Origin of the sequence: Kribbella sp. CA-245084, assembly GCF_050942355.1 — a bacterium.
Taxonomy (GTDB): domain Bacteria; phylum Actinomycetota; class Actinomycetes; order Propionibacteriales; family Kribbellaceae; genus Kribbella.
Genome location: NZ_CP192053.1, coordinates 4,178,625 through 4,194,945 on the forward strand (window position 1 = coordinate 4,178,625; position 16,321 = coordinate 4,194,945).

17 protein-coding genes are annotated in these 16,321 nt (G+C 67.9%); 8 read left to right on the plus strand and 9 right to left on the minus strand.

The window, feature by feature from the left end; all coding sequences use genetic code 11:
* Nucleotides 1-43 precede the first annotated feature (43 nt).
* Nucleotides 44-1,003 carry a DUF5937 family protein gene (locus tag ACQPYH_RS20055; RefSeq protein WP_432893414.1) on the minus strand — a complete coding sequence of 320 codons (960 nt, stop codon included), beginning with the start codon at nt 1,001-1,003 and terminating at the stop codon, nt 44-46.
* Nucleotides 1,004-1,058: 55 nt separating this feature from the next.
* Here ACQPYH_RS20055 and ACQPYH_RS20060 point away from each other — a divergent pair, with 55 nt between their 5' ends.
* A complete protein-coding gene (locus tag ACQPYH_RS20060) occupies nt 1,059-2,315 on the plus strand; it encodes an MFS transporter (RefSeq protein ID WP_432893416.1) in 1,257 nt (418 codons plus the stop codon).
* A gap of 33 nt (nt 2,316-2,348) precedes the next feature.
* The gene (locus ACQPYH_RS20065; protein ID WP_432893419.1) at nt 2,349-2,729 is read left to right on the plus strand and encodes a VOC family protein; all 381 of its coding nucleotides are present in this window, start codon (nt 2,349-2,351) and stop codon (nt 2,727-2,729) included.
* 20 nt (nt 2,730-2,749) lie between these two features.
* Here ACQPYH_RS20065 and ACQPYH_RS20070 read toward each other — a convergent pair whose 3' ends face one another.
* The 5 genes from ACQPYH_RS20070 to ACQPYH_RS20090 form a co-directional block, all read right to left on the minus strand.
* On the minus strand, nt 2,750-3,079 hold the full coding sequence (locus tag ACQPYH_RS20070; protein WP_432893421.1) for an STAS domain-containing protein: 330 nt from the start codon (nt 3,077-3,079) through the stop codon (nt 2,750-2,752).
* A complete protein-coding gene (locus tag ACQPYH_RS20075; RefSeq protein ID WP_432893424.1) occupies nt 3,076-5,229 on the minus strand; it encodes a SpoIIE family protein phosphatase in 2,154 nt (717 codons plus the stop codon). The genes ACQPYH_RS20070 and ACQPYH_RS20075 overlap by 4 nt, the downstream gene beginning before the upstream one ends.
* A gap of 51 nt (nt 5,230-5,280) precedes the next feature.
* Nucleotides 5,281-6,090, minus strand: a complete 810-nt coding sequence (locus ACQPYH_RS20080) for a hypothetical protein (protein ID WP_432893426.1) — start codon at nt 6,088-6,090, stop codon at nt 5,281-5,283.
* Between the two features lie 265 nt (nt 6,091-6,355).
* On the minus strand, nt 6,356-6,760 hold the full coding sequence (locus ACQPYH_RS20085) for a nuclear transport factor 2 family protein (RefSeq protein WP_432893429.1): 405 nt from the start codon (nt 6,758-6,760) through the stop codon (nt 6,356-6,358).
* Between the two features lie 35 nt (nt 6,761-6,795).
* Nucleotides 6,796-8,343, minus strand: a complete 1,548-nt coding sequence (locus tag ACQPYH_RS20090) for an HD domain-containing phosphohydrolase (protein WP_432893432.1) — start codon at nt 8,341-8,343, stop codon at nt 6,796-6,798.
* Nucleotides 8,344-8,433: 90 nt separating this feature from the next.
* Between ACQPYH_RS20090 and ACQPYH_RS20095 the strand changes: the two genes are divergently transcribed.
* The gene (locus tag ACQPYH_RS20095) at nt 8,434-10,356 is read left to right on the plus strand and encodes an acyl-CoA dehydrogenase family protein (RefSeq protein WP_432893434.1); all 1,923 of its coding nucleotides are present in this window, start codon (nt 8,434-8,436) and stop codon (nt 10,354-10,356) included.
* Here the strand turns inward: ACQPYH_RS20095 and ACQPYH_RS20100 are convergent.
* Entirely contained in the window at nt 10,347-11,165 is an 819-nt protein-coding gene (locus tag ACQPYH_RS20100) for a LysR family transcriptional regulator (protein WP_432893437.1), read from the minus strand. The genes ACQPYH_RS20095 and ACQPYH_RS20100 overlap by 10 nt on opposite strands.
* An 84-nt stretch (nt 11,166-11,249) precedes the next feature.
* Between ACQPYH_RS20100 and ACQPYH_RS20105 the strand changes: the two genes are divergently transcribed.
* The gene (locus tag ACQPYH_RS20105) at nt 11,250-12,284 is read left to right on the plus strand and encodes a methyltransferase (RefSeq protein WP_432893440.1); all 1,035 of its coding nucleotides are present in this window, start codon (nt 11,250-11,252) and stop codon (nt 12,282-12,284) included.
* Between the two features lies 1 nt (nt 12,285).
* On the opposite strand, the gene ACQPYH_RS20110 is transcribed toward ACQPYH_RS20105, so the two are convergent.
* Nucleotides 12,286-12,765 (minus strand): MarR family winged helix-turn-helix transcriptional regulator, encoded by a 480-nt coding sequence (locus ACQPYH_RS20110; RefSeq protein ID WP_432893443.1) that lies wholly within the window; start codon nt 12,763-12,765, stop codon nt 12,286-12,288.
* A gap of 93 nt (nt 12,766-12,858) precedes the next feature.
* Between ACQPYH_RS20110 and ACQPYH_RS20115 the strand changes: the two genes are divergently transcribed.
* On the plus strand, nt 12,859-13,731 hold the full coding sequence (locus ACQPYH_RS20115) for an alpha/beta fold hydrolase (protein WP_432893446.1): 873 nt from the start codon (nt 12,859-12,861) through the stop codon (nt 13,729-13,731).
* Between the two features lie 11 nt (nt 13,732-13,742).
* Here the strand turns inward: ACQPYH_RS20115 and ACQPYH_RS20120 are convergent, their stop codons facing one another.
* Nucleotides 13,743-14,207: a winged helix-turn-helix transcriptional regulator gene (locus tag ACQPYH_RS20120; RefSeq protein ID WP_432893449.1), complete on the minus strand. Its 465-nt coding sequence runs from the start codon at nt 14,205-14,207 to the stop codon at nt 13,743-13,745.
* Between the two features lie 77 nt (nt 14,208-14,284).
* Here ACQPYH_RS20120 and ACQPYH_RS20125 point away from each other — a divergent pair, with 77 nt between their 5' ends.
* From ACQPYH_RS20125 to ACQPYH_RS20135, 3 genes are all read left to right on the plus strand, one after another.
* Nucleotides 14,285-14,869, plus strand: a complete 585-nt coding sequence (locus tag ACQPYH_RS20125; RefSeq protein ID WP_432893452.1) for a dihydrofolate reductase family protein — start codon at nt 14,285-14,287, stop codon at nt 14,867-14,869.
* Nucleotides 14,869-15,693, plus strand: a complete 825-nt coding sequence (locus tag ACQPYH_RS20130; protein ID WP_432893455.1) for an MBL fold metallo-hydrolase — start codon at nt 14,869-14,871, stop codon at nt 15,691-15,693. Before ACQPYH_RS20125 ends, ACQPYH_RS20130 begins: the two co-directional genes overlap by 1 nt.
* Before the next feature lie 122 nt (nt 15,694-15,815).
* Nucleotides 15,816-16,316, plus strand: a complete 501-nt coding sequence (locus ACQPYH_RS20135) for a DUF2461 family protein (protein WP_432893458.1) — start codon at nt 15,816-15,818, stop codon at nt 16,314-16,316.
* Nucleotides 16,317-16,321 lie beyond the last annotated feature (5 nt).

Consider the following 16,321-nt stretch of genomic DNA (forward strand, 5'->3'; position numbering starts at 1 on the left):
TGCTGACCAACGGCTTGGCGATGCCTGCGGGGACACCTCGAGGTCACGTCCCGCGGATGAGGTGGTCGCCTAGGTCGGTGCGGTGGTAGAGGACTGAGCGGCCGTGGCGGGCTGAGGTTAGGAGGCCGGCGGCTTGGAGGGCTCGTAGGTGTTGGTTGATGGCGGTGGGGGTGACGTTGAGGCGGATGGCTAGTTCGGTTGTGGAGGTTGGGGTTTCCAGTAGGGAGAGGAGGCGGGCTCGGGCTCGGCCGATCAGGTTTGCGAGGGCGGCCGGGGGCGTTGCTGCTGGGGTTTGCCAGAGGGTGGCTAGGCCGCGGGCTGGGTAGATGAGGTGGGGTGGCTTGTCGGGGGAGATGGGGGTGGCGGCGCGGCGGCTGAAGAGGGAGGGGGTGAGGGTTAGGCCGCGGCCGGCGGTTGAGGTGCGGTAGGTGAGGTCGCTGCGGAGGCGGATGCGGAGGATGGTGTCGTCGAGGCGGACGTGGGGGTCTATGTCGGTGAACATCGCGGCCAGGCCGGCGTTTGCCATGACTCGGCCGCGGTAGACGATGTCGGCCTCGAGGATTGTGCGCATCCGCGTCCAGTACGGCTCGAAGCAGGCGTCCCAGTAGTCCCGCAGAGCGGCCAACACATGGCGGAGGACGGTGGCTGTGCGACCTCGGAGTACCGACGGCAGGGCGGCCGGATGGACCGCGGCGAGGTCCGCGCGCAGCACACTCGCCGGCGTGTCCACGAGAGCCGACAGCTCGTCCTCGATGCGGCCCAGCGGGCTGTAGGGCCGTGGGGTAAGGAAGTCGGGCGTCCACAGGGCCTCGTTTGTCAGGGCCCACAGGAGATCCATGTCGAGCCCAGCACGCGCGGACTCGGTGGCCCGGAGCCAGGGGAGTTGTAGCGGGAAGCGGCCGGGGTCGCGGAGGGCTCGTAGGGACAGGACCAGCTCGTGCAGCGGTGAGATCGCGAACCGCACCTCACCGAGATCGTTGCCCGCCAGCTCGTACTCGATCATGAAGCAATACGCTACATCTCTGGTACCGACAGCACCGGGATGCGACAACTGTCGAGTGCCTGAACTCCTCCGTGATCCCGTCGAACGCGCGCTCGCCTCCGCCGTGGCCGCGCTGTCGCTGTCCCGTGGCATGTTCTTCGCCGTCAGCGCCCTCTACTTCACCCGCGGAGTCGGCCTGTCCGCAGCCACCGTCGGGATCGGCCTCACCGTCGCCGGAGCGGTTGGCGTCCTCGCGTCGTACGTCGGTGGGCGGCTGAGCGACCGCTATGGCGCAGACCGGCTGCAGCAATGGACGCTGGCCGCCAACGGAGCCGCATTGCTGGCGTATGCCCTTGCCGGCAACGTCGTCAGCTTCATCCTGATCGCGGCCTGCGTCTCCGCCACGCGCGGCCTGCAGAGCACCGCCCAGGTGACACTGCTCGCCCGGTGGTACGTCGGCCCGGAGCGGGTCACTGTCCGAGCCATGCTGCGCGTGGTGATGAACGTCTTCATCGGAGGCGGCAGTCTGCTCGCGGGACTCGCGCTGATGGTCGACACGACAGCGGCGTACCGCCTCACGGTGGTCCTCGTCGGCACCGTCACAATGCTCGGCACGGTGCCGCTGATCGGTCTGCGCCGCAGAGTCGAGGGACTGGCGGCACGCATGGACGCATCGATCGGCGCCACCAGATCCACACGTGGACGATCCCCGCTGCGCGACCGCACGTACGTCGCATCGACGATCCTGAACGCCATCCTCGCGATCCAATTCGGACTGACGTCGGTCGCGATACCGCTGTGGGTCGCCGACCACACCGATGCGCCAACGGTCGTCGTCTCAGCGCTGCTGCTGGTCAACACCGCCTACGTGGCTCTCTTCCAAGTCCGCGCGTCCCGCCGCGCACAGAACCTGCGCACCGCCGGCCAGTCTGTACGCCGAGCAGGCCTGTTCCTGCTGGTTGCCTGCGTGCTCTTCGCCTGTGCGGGGTACGTCGGCGCCGCAGCAGCAACCGCCATACTGCTCCTCGCCGCGCTCGCTGCGTCGGCGGCCGAGACACAGGGCGAGGCCGGCGGGTGGACCATGGCTTTCGATCTCGCCGACCCCGCTCGCGCCGGCGCCTACCAAGGGCTCAGCCAAACCGGCTATGCAGTTGCCCAGATGCTCAGCCCGGCCGTTGTCACCACCAGCGCGATCGACCACGGCACACCGGGCTGGATCGCCCTCGGCGCACTCTTCGCAGCCACCGGCATCGCAACGGCCCTGGTCGCCAATCACGCAGCCACGCACAGAAACCAGCCCCAGCCCGTCTCCGGAATACCAGTCAGCCAATAGAGTGGACATCGCTCATAGGGCAAGGAGTTCCGGATGGACAGCGTGGGTGTTCGCTACATCGTGGACGACGTGGCAACGGCGGTGACCTTCTATACCGAACGGCTCGGTTTCACCGTGGAGATGGACTATTCGCCAGGGTTCGCCGCGGTCACGCGTGGCGGGCTGCGGTTGATGCTGAACAACGTCGGCGGCATCGGCGGAGCATCCCAGCCGATGCCTGACGGTCGGTCGCCAGAGCCTGGTGGCTGGAACAGGTTCCAGATTGTCGTGGACGATCTCGCCGCCGAGGTCGCGCGGCTCCGAGCCGAGGGCGCGACGTTCCGCAACGAGATCGTCGTCGGTGTCGGAGGCTCTCAGATCCTCCTGGAGGACCCGGCAGGCAACGTGGTCGAGCTGTTCCAGCCGGCCGGCTGACATCGCCGCACCTTGGCTGATCATTCGAGCGTGTGCTGGACCGGGATGGTCCGCGGTAGGTCTGTGAGCTCGAGGGCGGCTCGGAGTGGGGAGTCCGGGGGCACGACGATGCGGAGCTCCTGGCGGCTTTGGGTGAGGCGTTCGGCGAGGCGGAAAAGCATCGCGATGCCTGAGCTGTCGAGATAGGCCGTCTCGGTCAGGTCCACGGCGATGACGGATTCGTCGACGGAGGCGACGCGGCTGATGGCGTCTCTTACCTCGGCGGCGTTCGTGAGGTCGACCTCGCCGGAGATCCGGACGACCTGGACGCCCTTGCTCGTCCAAGCGTCGACCTCGGCGTACGCCGTCATTTCTCGTCCCCGACCGCTACGTGGCGTCGCATGAAGATCGTCGTACCTTCCACATCGCTGTCGATGTCCACCGAGTCCGAGAGCCCATGGATCAGGGTCAGGCCCAGGCCGCCGCCGCGGTCCGCCGGACGGCGCCACTGACCATCGTCGCGCACGGTCAGCTCGACCGAGCCGTCGACCAGTCGCGCCTCGACATGCATGTCGCCCGGCGAGGCGCCGTACGCGTGGCGTACGACGTTGCTGCACGCCTCCCCGCAGGCGATCGCGATCTCGCCGGCGTCCTGTGCGTTGACACCCGACTCGCGGAGCCAGCGGCGTAAGGCGTGACGGACCTGGAAGAGCATGCGCGCCTCGGCCGGTACGTCGAGGGACAGTGGCGTTCCGGCCAGCGCGAGAGGCCGGAGCGCGATCAACGCGATGTCGTCGGCTACCTTGCCGGTCTCCGCCAGGGTGGAGAGCAGGTGGTCGCAGAGAGCATCGAGGTCGGGCCATTCGGCGCCTTGCGCTTCGGCGAGCAGCCGATCGAGTCCGTCCTGGATCGACAGTGTGCGCTTCTCGACGAGCCCGTCGGTGTAGAGCAGCAGAGTCGCTCCGGGCGGCAGCCGGTGCGTTGCTTCGGCATAGTCCCAGTGCGCGAGTACGCCGAGAGGTGGGGCCAGCCCGCCGTCGAGGTACTGCGTGCTCCCGTCGTCGATCAGGAGAGCCGGCGGATGTCCGGCGTTCGCGATCCGTACGGTGCCGGTGTCCGGGTCGTACAAGACATACAGCAGGGTCACCATCTCGGCCATCGGCAGCTCGCGGGCCAGCTCGTGCAGTCCGCTCATCACCACGACCGGTGACGGATCGTGGATGGCATAAGCCCGCACCGCCATCCGTAGCTGTGTCATGGCTGCTGCGGCCTGGAGACCGTGGCCGGCAACATCGCCGATGACGAGACCTATCAGGCCGGCGCGCAGCTGGATCACGTCGTACCAGTCGCCCCCGACGTGTAGGTCGGCGGTCGCCGGGACGTATCGGGCGGCCACGACCAGGCCGGGGATCTCGGGCATCCGGTTCGGGAGCAGGCTGCGCTGGAGCGTCTCCGCGATCTGGTGCTCGCGCCGGGTCCTGGCCTCCTCCCGGGTCAGCTGCTGCTGGGTTTCTTGCCGCTGGTCGGTCTCGCGACGCAGCCGGTCGCTGGTTGCCTCCAGCTCGGCGGTGCGGTCTTTGACGCGCACCTCCAGGTCGGCAGCCGCAGCCATCAGCGCGCGAGCAAACCCGATCCGCTCGGTCACCAGCGCGGCGAGGAAGAACGACGTGAGCGCGACGGTGACGTTGAAAGCCTGAAGGGTCAGCATCTTCTCGGTCAGCGACTTGCCCTCGAACGGGCCGAGGTTGCGGGTCGCGGACCAGGTTGCGATCAGGGACGCGGTCAGCGCGGCCGGCGCGGCTCCGCGCAACTGCAGACGCCACGAGGCCCAGCCCAGTAACGGCAGCACCAGGAACATCAGGGGTACGTCGATGCGGGTCGTCCACGACGCCAGGACGATCATCAGCGCGAGGATGACCGCGGCTTCGAGCCAGCGCGCGGCCGGCCACGGTTCGAGCTCCCAGAACAGCGGGATGCACAGCAGGAACGGGGCAACGGCGAGAACGCCCATCGCGTCACCGGTCCACCAGACCGCCCACGCAGCGGCCAGTCCATCGGTGCCTTTCGACGTCGTGAGGGTGGTGGCGCCGATGGTCGCGCTGATCGTCATGCTCGCCAGCGCGCCCAGGAAAACGATCGCCAGCGCATCACGCAGACGATCCAGCTGACGGCGGAACCCGATGCGCTCGAGCACGATCGCCGCCACCAGTGGCGCAAGCGTGTTGCCCAGAGCGGTCAGCAGCGCGGGAACCAAACCGGTGCTGATCGGCAGATTCACGGCCAGAGCCGCGAGCGCGACGCCGGGCCACATCCGCCTCCCCAGAATCAGGAAGGCCGCCAGTGCGATGCCGCTGGGCGGCCACAGCGGCGTGACGTTCCGCTCGACCAACGACAGGCTCAGGCCCAGCCGCGCACCCAGGTAGTACGCCGCGCCGACCAGCACAGCGGCCGCGGCGGTGCGGCCGAAGTCCGCCGGAACGCGCAGCCTGAGCGCCCGAGAGGTTTCCGTCCGCCCGCCCATGGCTCATAGCACGCTGTAATCCGCGCTACGTCAAGTCACCGTGCGGCCGGCTCACTCGCCGAACAGCATCCGGGCGTCGCCGGGCCGGATCTGGAGACGGAAGTAGACCGGGTCGGCGAAGGTGGCAGGGACCTTGCCGAGGCCCTGGATCACAGTCGCGGTCCCGTTCGCGTGGCCGACGGCGTACGCGTAGGCCGACTGGGTGTCCTTGTCGATGCCGACCAGCATCGTCCCGTACTGACCGCACTTCTCCGCGACCAGCGCATCGAACGCCTGCCAGGTCGAGCCGCGTACCTTCTTCACGACAGGCTTCATGGGCGAGGTACGGGGGAGCCTGATCGTGTACAGCGCGCCGCCCCGGGTGTTCGCCAGGAAAGTGTCGTAGGTCAGCGTCTGACTGATCATCGCCATCGTCTTCACCGCGCCGAACCCGGTGGCCGACTGCTTGTTGGCCCACAGCCGCGGATTGTTGCCGTTGTTGTAGTACATCTCCCAGCGCGTCAGCGTCCCGTCGGTGCGGAGCTGGTACTGCGTGGTGAGGTTCGGCAGCTTGGGATAGTCCCAGTACCTGGTCGTCTCGAAGAAGGTCGTGTCGCCCCAGCCGCCGCCGACCCGGTAGTACGTCGGCCTGGTCGGGTCGACGACGCCGTCCAGCGTGAGCAGGTACGAGGTGGCGTACATGGTCGAGCCGAGCACCGTATAGCCGGTGAACGACGCGTCGTACCCGGTGACGTCCGGATCCACTGACAGCGAACCACTGACCCTGACGGCGCCGGCCGGGAAAACGCCGACGTCCTCCTTGTCGGTGGTGACCGCGCCAGGCGTGATCAGCTTGCCGGCTCGCGCGCCCGTGGCCGTCACGGAACCGACAGAGACGCGGCAAGCCTCCGACGCCTTGGCGGCCGTCGTGGAACCCGCTCGTGCGGCCGTCGCGGCCCCGGGGGTGACTCCCGCTATGAGCAACACAGCTGCCGCGGCGCACCCCGCTGCACTCAGTCGACCGGACATGGTCAGCCCTTCGGTTCGCAGTACGGAGTAGTCCTTCTGTGTACTCCGATACTGCGCGGGGCCGGAAGGTTATGCCGGGCTTGAGTCGCTGATGGTTAGTCGGCTACCTGGGCTTTGGTCAGGCCCAGAAGGCGGTTACTGCGGGTGGGTCGCCGATGTACTGGTCGACTGTGCGGACCCGGTCGTCTTCGACGGCGAAGAGGAGGATCTGGGTGTCGTCGAACGCGCGGCCGTCGGGGCGGGTGGCGGTGATGCGAGTGACTACGGCGACGTTGCCGTCTGCGTCCGACAGGAAGGTCTGGGGGACCGGGCGGAGGGTTCCGGCGGTGAGTTCCATGGAGACCCGGAGGAACTCGAGGATCTCGTCGATGCCGTGTTTGAGGCCGCCCAGGCGGTCGGGGTTGCGGTGGTTCCAGGTGGCGTCGGGGTGGAAGCCGGCCGCGAAGGCGGTCAGGTCGCCGACGGCGATGGCATCGAAGCCGCCCCGGACGATGTCGACGTCGTTGATGGATGTTGTGGTCATGGTGTGCTCCCAAGAAGTGGTGGATGCACATCACGTTATGGAGGCGGGACCCGCCCGGGTATCGACTGTTCGGTCGATATCAGGCCGTGGCGCATGGCGAACATGGCCAGGCCGGCGCGGGTGGAGACGCCGCATTTGCCGTAGATGTGGACGGTGTGGGTATGCACCGTCGAGTGCGAGATGTACAACGTGCCGGCGATCTGCCGTTTGGTGTGGCCGTTCGCGAGCAGCTGGAGGATCTCCAGCTCGCGCGCAGTCAGCTCCACCGGCGGCGAGGGGAAGGACGGTCGGGGCGCGTCGGCTGCCTGGAGGACGGCTCGTACGGCGGTGCGGTCGAGGGGCAGGCCGGAGATGACCTGAGCAGCGTCGTCGAGTTGGAGCGCCGGGCGATGCGGGCGAGGCGAGCGGAGCGCGTGCCAGGCGTCCGCGGCAGCGAGGAGGCGCGCGGCGGCGTCGAGCTCTCCATCGTGTACGCCGGCCGGGTAGCCGGTTCCGTCGGCGCGCTCGTGGTGCCGGCTGACGATCGTTGCCAAGGGCTCCAATTGCGGCGAGCGCGACAGGATCCGGGCCGAGTGGTACGGATGCAGCCGCACCTGCTCCCACTCGTCCGGCCGGATGCGCCCCGGCCGTTCCCAGACACCGGTCGGTACGGCAACCCGCCCGAGATCGTGGAGCAAGCCCGCGCGGTACATCACGGCCGGATCGACACCCATCGAACCGGCCGCCGAGCGACTCAGCGTCCCGACTCCACGGGCGTGTCCTTGGAAGCAGGGCGCCTTCAGGTCGGCCGCATCGCCGAAGAAGGCCAGCGCTTCGTCCAGCTGGGCGTCATCGGCGAAGTACCGTCGCGGCGAAGGCTCGGCCTCGACGACCGCGGCCCAGAGATCGTCGGGGTTCGAGGCAACGAGCAGGTCGGCAGGCGCATCGAGGAAGATCGCGGCGATCGCCGGGTCGAGTGCCCGGCCGGACCAGCGCGCCAGTACGTCGATCGCGAGACCCGCGCCGCCGACCGCGTCGAACATCACGGCGGTGAACCCGACAGCGGCGAATCGCGCCGCCTCCGGCACCTCGGACCCCGCCAGCCCGGTCGGCGACCCCTTCCCGTCGTACCGCTCGAAGGCACACAGCACCGCGTCGCGCACGGTCTCGGGGAGACTCAACCGCTGGATCAGCTCGGCACCGACCTCGCAGTCCGCCCGCGCGGACTCCTGGACCAGCTTGGGTACGCGCGGTGCCCGCGACAGCACACGTACCTTCTCGACACCGGATCCGAGGCCGGCTAGAAACCTCAGCGCCTCCAGCGGACGCGTCGCATCGATCAGGTCGCCCCGAGCGCGAACCGCGACATCATCACCACCCAGGGCGGCGGCCGCCTCATGCGAAGTCGCCGTACAGCCCGCGAAGCGCAACAGCGTCGAGTAGTAGACCTCGCCTTGTCGCAACGGATCCAGCCCGGCGCGACGCGCGAGTTCGGTCGCCACGAGGCTCGCGCGCATCGCCTCGCCGGCCGGATGGCCGCGCGTGAGATCACTCGCCGCGGACAGCGCGGCGACAACCCCGGCAACACCGACCGGTCCGGCCATGAAATCGAGTCTAGAAGCGCGGCAGAGTTCCTTGGGGCTCGTTTGGGGTACTAGCCGGTAGTAAGAGTCTCCAGTCGAGGAGGGATACCCGTGACGGCTACGACGCGGCAGGTGGGGGAGCGTGAGGCGCGGGAGGTTGCGGAGGCGGCGCGGGAGACCGAGTGGACCCGGCCGAGTTTCGCCAAGAGGCTGTATCTGGGTGACTTCGACCTGTCGCTGATCCACCCGCAACCGCATGCCGTCGCGGCCGACGACGCGGTGCGCGGCGAGGAGTTCATCGCGCGGTTGGCGGCGTACTGCGAGACGCTCGACGGGCTGCTGATCGAGCGCGAGGCGAAGATCCCGGACGAGTACGTGCGCGGGCTCGCCGAGCTGGGCACGTTCGGCATCAAGATCCCGGTCGAGTACGGCGGTCTCGGCCTGCCGATGTCGTACTACGGCAAGGCGCTCATGCTCGTCGCGTCGGTGCATCCGAGTGTGAGTGCGCTTGTCTCCGCGCATCAGTCGATCGGTGTGCCGGAGCCGGTGAAGATGTTCGGGACCGACGAGCAGAAGCAGCTGTTCCTGCCCCGCTGCGCTGCCGGTGCGGTGACGGCGTTCCTGCTCACGGAGCCTGATGTGGGTTCGGATCCGGCGCGGCTGGCGTCGACGGCAACACCGACTGACGGCGGGTACCTGCTCGACGGCGTGAAGCTCTGGACGACGAACGGCGTCATCGCCGAGCTGGTCGTGGTGATGGCGCGCGTACCGGAGCACGAAGGCGGACGGGGTGGCATCAGCGCGTTCGTGGTCGAGGCCGACTCGCCGGGGATCACGGTCGAGAACCGCAATGCCTTCATGGGGTTGCGCGGGATCGAGAACGGCGTGACCCGTTTCCATCAGGTCCGGGTGCCGGCCGAGAACCGGCTCGGACGGGAAGGCGACGGCCTGCGGATCGCACTCACTACGCTGAACACCGGCCGGTTGTCGATCCCGGCGACCACCACGGCGGCGGCCAAGTGGTGCCTGAAGATCGCCCGGGAGTGGTCCGCGGAGCGGGTCCAATGGGGTCGGCCGATCGGCGCCCACGCAGCCGTGGCCGAGAAGATCTCGTTCATCGCCGCGACCACGTTCGCGCTCGAGGCGGTCCTCGACCTGTCGGCGAACCTGGCCGACGCGGGCACCAAGGACATCCGGATCGAGGCGGCGCTGGCCAAGCTGTGGGCCAGCGAGATGGCCTGGCGGATCGCCGACGAACTGGTGCAGATCCGCGGCGGACGCGGGTACGAGACCGCCGACTCGCTGGCGGCCCGCGGCGAGCGCGCCGTACCGGCGGAGCAGATCCTGCGCGATCTGCGGATCAACCGGATCTTCGAGGGCTCGACCGAGATCATGCATCTGCTGATCGCCCGGGAGGCCGTCGACGCCCACCTGTCCGCGGCCGGCGACCTCGCTTCACCGGACGCCGATCTCCAGGCCAAGGCAAAGGCCGCGGTCAACGCGAGCGGCTTCTATGCCAAGTGGCTGCCCAAGCTGGCCGTCGGCAAGGGATCGGATCCCCGGTCGTACGGCGAGTTCGGACCGCTCGCGAAGCACCTGCGGTACGTCGAACGCTCGTCCCGCAAGCTCGCGCGGCAGACGTTCTACGGGATGGGTCGCTGGCAGGCGAAGCTCGAGTACCGGCAGGGCTTCCTGGCCCGGATCGTGGACATCGGCGCCGAGCTGTTCGCGATGGCCGCGTCCTGCTCGCGGGCCGAGACGCTGCGCTCCCGTGACGCCGCCCAGGGCGAGTCGGCGTACGAGCTGGCGGCGGTGTTCTGCGAACAGGCGCGGTTGCGGGTCGATCACCTCTTCGAGCAACTGTGGAGCAACACCGACGACGCCGACCGGAGACTGTCTCAGCAGGTGCTCGACGGCAAGCACAGCTGGCTCGAGGCCGGCATCGTCGATCCCTCCGAGGGCACCGGCCCGTGGATCGCCCAATGGCAGCCCGGCGAATCCACGGCGGAGAACCAGTCACGCCGCTACCGCTGAGGGGCGGGGCTCAGTAGGTCGTGAGCGGCTGTGACGAAGGCTTGGCTTCGCGCGGTCGCTGCGTCCGCACGCCACATCAGGCGCCAGTGGACCGGCGGCGCGTCGCGGAAGGGGACGTAGGTGACGTCGGGGCGCATGTAGTAGCGCCTCATGTGGGCGCCGATCGGGAAGAGACCGCGGCCGGCGCCGACGAGCGTCAGGATCTCCTGGAACGAGCCGGCCGCGCGCAGTACGGCCGCGTCGGTGAGATCCTCGACTTCGACGAATTCCCTGTCAGCAAAGGGATGTGCCGACGGTACTGCGAGCATCCGCGCCTCGGTCACGAGCGGGGGACCGGTTACGAGATCGTCGCGCTCGCTTGGGAAGCAGGTGAGCAGGACCTCCACCTCACCGTCCAGCAGCCAAGGTACGGCGTCGACGAGCTGCACCTCACGAACCAGTACCTCGCAGCCGGGCTGTCGAGTCTTCAGCAGCTCGGCGGCTTCGAGTAGCAGCTGGCCTCCCGCCGCACCGACGAACCCGACACGGAGGGTGCCGGTGATGCCGCGGGCCGACCTGCATGCACGCTCGAACCCGACCGCGATCAGCTCCCGCGCGGGCCGCAGGTCGTCGTACAGCCTGTGTCCGATGGGAGTCAGCTCCACCCGGCGACTGGTGCGGATGAACAGCGGCGCTCCGATGCGACGCTCCAGGCGCTTAATCGTCTGGCTGACCCGGGCCGTGGAGACGTGCAGTTGCTCGGCGGTACGTCCGAAGTGGAGTTCCTCGGCGAGCGTCAGGAACGTCTCGAGTTCGTAGCGCTCCAGCATCTCCGTCCCTTCGTTAACTCACACTTCACGAGCCTTGCACAGGTTCGCGTTGATCGACAGGGCACCTCCGATGAGGCTGAGTTCATGGACAACACCCGTGACGCAGTTGTCTCGCCTCTGCCGCTGATGCAGCTGTCGATCGGCTTCTGGTCTTTCAAGGCGCTCGCCTCTGCACACGAACTAGGTCTATTCGCCTGTCTGTCCGGCACCGATGGTCACACCGTCGATCAGCTTGCCGAGTTGCTTGGCGTCGACGCGCGGCCCGTTGAGTTGCTGGTGACAGCATGCGCGTCTGTCGGGTTGCTCGAGCGCCGGGACGGGCGGTATGTGAACAGTGCGCTGGCAGAGGAGTTTCTCGTTCCTGGCAAGGCTTTCCACTTCGGCGGCTGGGTGCGGATGCTCGACCGCAGGCTCTACCCGGCGTGGGGCCGGCTGACCGAGGCGGTCCGAACCAACCGGCCGACGAGCTGGGATCCCGACAAGCAGGCGCACTTGTTCGACAGCGAGGATCCCGAGCTGCTGGCACTGTTCTGGGAGGCGATGCACGCGCTCTCGACGCTGACTGCGCGCGAACTCGGCGCGTACGTCGACCTGTCCGACTCGACCGCCTTGCTCGACATCGGCGGCGGGTCTGGTGCGTACGACATCGAGCTGTGCCGGCGGTATCCCAGCCTGCGGGCAACGGTGTTCGATCTGCCGCCGGTCTGCGAGATCGCCTCGACGAAGCTTGTCGCAGCAGGTCTTGACGACCGGATCGTGGTCGCCCCGGGCGACTTCCTCGAATATGCGGAGCTGCCGACGGGGCATGACGTCGTACTGCTGTCGATGATCATGCATGACTGGACGCCCGAGCAGGACCTGGCGATCTTGCGGAAGTGCTTTGCTGCCTTGCCTTCCGGCGGTCGGATCGTGATCAGTGAGTTGCTGGTCAACGACGAGAAGACCGGACCGCCTGCCGCCGCGTTGATGAGCCTGAACATGCTGGTGGAAACGGTCGGCCGCAACTACACGGCGGCAGAGTACGAGCAATGGCTTGAGGTCACCGGTTTCGTCGACGTCCAGACAGTGTCGTTCGAGGCGCCCGGGGCGAACGGCGCGGTCCTCGCCCGCAAACCATGACTTAGGACGGCTCGCCGAGGTCGCGGGCCATCCAGGCGGGGGTGTCGAAGCGGATGGGGCTGCCGCCGATGAGCGTCGACAGGTGCTTCTCCAGGCGTTCCAGTTCCTTGGATCCGATCTGCTGCTCCCAACGGTCGCGCAGGTCGTCGAAGATCTGCTCGCCTTGGCGCAGTACGTCGAGGCCGAGGTCGGTGACCTGGAGGCGTTTGCGGCGGCCGTCGAGAGGATCGGCATCGCGTGTCACGTAGCCGCGGTCCTGCAGGACCGCGATCGTCTTCGCGGCTGCCTGTTTGGAGACCGAAAGGCGGCGCCCGAGCTCCGCGGCGTTGTCGGCGCCCGCGGCGATGGCACGCATGGCGAAGTCGTGGACGGGGCGTACGTCGTGGTATCCGCGCTGGGCCAGTTGGTCGGTCGCATCGTCCACCAGCGAACGGAAGCCGCCCAGCAGCAGCAGCGCGAGATCGGCACCGGAGCGGGACATGGCAGCAGCGTACGGGAGGTGAGACCGGGTTGCAGTCGACAACCTGGTTGCCTAATAATTGGGCAACCAGGTTGTCGACCTCTAGGAGAGCCGATGAATGCCGTACTGACTGCCGCGACGATTCCGGGGGTCACCCATCACCAGGTCGAGGTGAACGGAACCACGCTGCACTACGTCGCCGCCGGATCCGCCGGAACCCCGATCTTGCTGGTCCACGGGTTCCCCGAGACCTGGTGGGCCTTCCATCGGGTCATCCCGCTTCTCGCTGCGCATCACCGGGTGTTCGCCGTCGACCTGCGCGGCTTCGGCGACTCCGGGCCGGGGTCGCCTGACAGTGCAACCGTCGCCGAGGATCTGCACCGCCTGATCGAGCACCTCGGCGTCGGGGCTGTCCACCTCACCGGGCAGGACATCAGCGGGGCGAGCGTGTTCCGCCTCGCGACGACGTACGCCGCCGACGTACTCAGCCTGACTGCGATCGAGACGGGGCTGCCCGGATTCGGAATGGAGGCGCTGGCCGACATCACCCATGGCGGCGTCTGGTATATCGGGGTTCTTGCCGCACCCGGCATCCCCGAGATGCTGCTGGCAGGGCGCGAGCGGGAGTTCATGGGACAGTTCCTGTTCCCGACGCTGACTGCGATCCCTGGCGCGATCACCGACGCCGACCTCGACGAATTCGCCCGAACCTACGGACGGGCGAACGGCTGGCGTGGAGCGGTCGGCCTGTACCGGTCGATGCTGCGGGAGGGCGCCGAGATCACGGCCCTCGCCCGGACGCCTGGGCTGAACGTGCCAGTTCTCGCGGTCGGAGGCTCTTTCACCCTGACCACCATGACCCAGGCCGCGGCGAGCGAAGTGTGTTCGGTGTCGCTCGACGGAGTCGGTCACTACGTCGCGATGGAGGCTCCCGAGCGACTGGCCGACGCCATCATCGAGTTCACCGGACGCGTCGATCGGCGTTGACGAGCTGGTCGTCATTCGACCTGCATTTCCAGGCGTTCGAATGGGGTTGGTCCGGGCTTGGGTGGGGCGGCTAGGTGGCGCGTGCGGAGGTCGTCCATCAGGGCCTCGATGAAAGGCGAGCCTTGGTCGTGCATGAACTGCTGGCGGGCGTGGAGTTCGTTGGTGGCGGGGCGCCAGGTGAGAGACCAGTTGCCTAGGGCAAGGAGGATGGGGAAGGTCTGGATGCCGGCTTCGGTGAGGCTGTACTGCGCGCGTTGGCCGCGGGCTGCCGTGCCTCGGCTGAGGAGGCCGGCCTCGACCAGGCGGACCAGACGGTCGGCGAGGATGTTCGAGGCGATGCCTTCGGTGGATCCGGTGAGCAGTGCCCGGAAGTAACGGCGGTCGCTGAAGATGACGTCGCGCAGTACGAGCAACGACCAGCGATCGCCTAGTACCTCGACGGCTGCGTTGATCGGACAGCCTGACCGTGGTTCCACGTCTCCTCCTTGACAGGTCCGGGCGTCGCCATAATAGTGATTGCAGATTGCAAGCACTAGTCGGAAGAGGGGGAAAGATGGGCCGCTTCGTGTATGCGATGAACGTGTCCCTCGACCTGCGGATCGAGCAGGTGCCCGGGGACAACGGCGCGGGCGAGTGGCTGCGCATCGACGAAGAACTGCACCGCGTGTTCAACGCGCAGACGCGGCAGCTCGCGATGATCGTCCACGGACGTGTCGTCTACGAGGTGATGGAGGAGTACTGGCCGCGATCCCGCGCGGACGCGTCGCTGCCCGATTTCATGCGCGAGTACGGCGAGATCTGGACCGCCACTCCCAAGGTGCTCGTCTCGCGAACCCGCCACAGCGCTGATCACAACACCCGGATCATCGGGGGAGACGACGCGATCGAGCAGCTCGCCGTACTGCGCGCCGAGACCGAAGGCACGATCGCGGTCGGCGGCGCGGCGCTCGCCACGCAACTGCTCCGCGCCGGGCTGCTCGACGAACTGCAGCTGACGACTCATCCCGCGATCCTCGGCTTCGGCCGGCCGCTGTTCGACGACTACGACCTACCGATCGACCTCGAACTGCTCGACCAGCAATCGTTCGGATCGGGTGTCACGATGAACCGCTACGCGATCCTGAAAGAGGCCAGCTGATGCTGAGGCAAGTTGCGGACGGCGTACGCGTCCACCAGAGCGAGCTGCTCCAGAACAACACCATCGTCGTACGAGGCACGGCCGGCGTACTGCTCGTCGACCCCGGAATCACCGGCGACGAAATGGCCTGCCTCGCGAAGGATCTCGATGGCGAGCCTGTTGTCGCAGGCTTCGCGACGCATCCCGACTGGGACCACGTCCTCTGGCACCCCGACCTCGGCGACGTACCCCGCTACGGTACGGCGGCATGTGCGGCTGATCTCCAGGGTCTGCTGGAGAACGCGGACTGGAAGACGCGCGTCGCGGGCGCGATGCCGCCGGAGATCGTGGACGAGACCCCGCTGGAGCTCTTCGGCCTCATCAGCGGTCTACCCACCGGCACCGACCAGCTCCCTTGGGACGGCCCACAAGTCCGCATCATCGAACATCAGGCCCACGCCGCGGGCCACGCCGCTCTGTTCATCGAGGACCACGGCGTCCTCGTCGCCGGCGACATGCTTTCGGACGTCCTCATCCCGATGCTCGACGTGACCGGCGAGCCTGACCCGATCGAGGAGTACCTCGCGGCGCTCCGACTCTTCGACGAGGTGGCGGCCCACGTGCAGTTCGTCGTACCGGGCCACGGTTCCGTAGGCGGTGCGGACGAACTACGCACTCGAATCGCCCAGGACCGCACCTACGTCCAGGCCCTACACGACGCCCGCGAACTGACCGACCCCCGCATCGGCCCCTCACCCAAGTCCGGCTGGGCATGGGTAAACGACGTACACACCGGCCAACTAGAACGCCTCGCTCACCGACGCGACCCCGACGCACTGTCGTGACTGCGGGGTTCGATGGTTGGCCGAGGTCGGCTTTCGATGTGTTGTTGCAGCTTGAGGGGGAGCCTTCGGCTGAGGTTCGGCGGGAGTGCCGGCGGGGGCGGGAGGAGTTGGTTCGGCGGCCGATGATTGGGTTGCTGAACGCGGTGGCGGACGCGGATCCGGAGTACGAGGATTTCTCGGTCTGGGGGTACGGCGACGTCCTGCTGGATGCGTGGCAACGACAGCGGGCCATCGTCCGGCTGGCTCGGAACGTCGAGCTTGGGGTCCGGTTCGATCTCGACGGGCTCGAGGTCGGCGTGGCGTGGTGGTATGCGCCGTCGGAGCAGATCGAGCGCTACCGGGCCGCGGTAGCGGATGCCGGCCAGGGGCCACGGCTGGTTGCCATCATCCGGAACCTCGAGCGAGACGGGTTCACGATCACAGGCGACCTACTGAAACGCCCGCTACGCGGCCATCCCACCGACCATCCACGCGCCGACCTGCTGCGACACAGGTCGCTCATCGCAACCCGCCCCCTCGGCTGCGACGACTGGATCCACACCTCAGCCGCAGCCGACCAAGTACTCGCCGCCTTCCACCAGCTCCGCCCACTGTCGCGCTGGCTCGTCAAGAATGTGTCCTAGCGTGC

What these genes read in the sequence shown, in the direction of transcription:
- ACQPYH_RS20115 (WP_432893446.1), top strand. Translation starts at nt 12,859, where the DNA reads ATGAATGCCGTACTGACTGCCGCGACGATTCCGGGGGTCACCCATCAC.
- ACQPYH_RS20125 (WP_432893452.1), top strand. Translation starts at nt 14,285, where the DNA reads ATGGGCCGCTTCGTGTATGCGATGAACGTGTCCCTCGACCTGCGGATC.
- ACQPYH_RS20075 (WP_432893424.1), bottom strand. Translation starts at nt 5,229, where the DNA reads ATGGGCGGGCGGACGGAAACCTCTCGGGCGCTCAGGCTGCGCGTTCCG.
- ACQPYH_RS20090 (WP_432893432.1), bottom strand. Translation starts at nt 8,343, where the DNA reads ATGGCCGGACCGGTCGGTGTTGCCGGGGTTGTCGCCGCGCTGTCCGCG.
- ACQPYH_RS20130 (WP_432893455.1), top strand. Translation starts at nt 14,869, where the DNA reads ATGCTGAGGCAAGTTGCGGACGGCGTACGCGTCCACCAGAGCGAGCTG.
- ACQPYH_RS20105 (WP_432893440.1), top strand. Translation starts at nt 11,250, where the DNA reads ATGGACAACACCCGTGACGCAGTTGTCTCGCCTCTGCCGCTGATGCAG.
- ACQPYH_RS20085 (WP_432893429.1), bottom strand. Translation starts at nt 6,760, where the DNA reads ATGACCACAACATCCATCAACGACGTCGACATCGTCCGGGGCGGCTTC.
- ACQPYH_RS20070 (WP_432893421.1), bottom strand. Translation starts at nt 3,079, where the DNA reads ATGACGGCGTACGCCGAGGTCGACGCTTGGACGAGCAAGGGCGTCCAG.
- ACQPYH_RS20110 (WP_432893443.1), bottom strand. Translation starts at nt 12,765, where the DNA reads ATGTCCCGCTCCGGTGCCGATCTCGCGCTGCTGCTGCTGGGCGGCTTC.
- ACQPYH_RS20100 (WP_432893437.1), bottom strand. Translation starts at nt 11,165, where the DNA reads ATGCTGGAGCGCTACGAACTCGAGACGTTCCTGACGCTCGCCGAGGAA.
- ACQPYH_RS20055 (WP_432893414.1), bottom strand. Translation starts at nt 1,003, where the DNA reads ATGATCGAGTACGAGCTGGCGGGCAACGATCTCGGTGAGGTGCGGTTC.
- ACQPYH_RS20065 (WP_432893419.1), top strand. Translation starts at nt 2,349, where the DNA reads ATGGACAGCGTGGGTGTTCGCTACATCGTGGACGACGTGGCAACGGCG.
- ACQPYH_RS20135 (WP_432893458.1), top strand. Translation starts at nt 15,816, where the DNA reads ATGATTGGGTTGCTGAACGCGGTGGCGGACGCGGATCCGGAGTACGAG.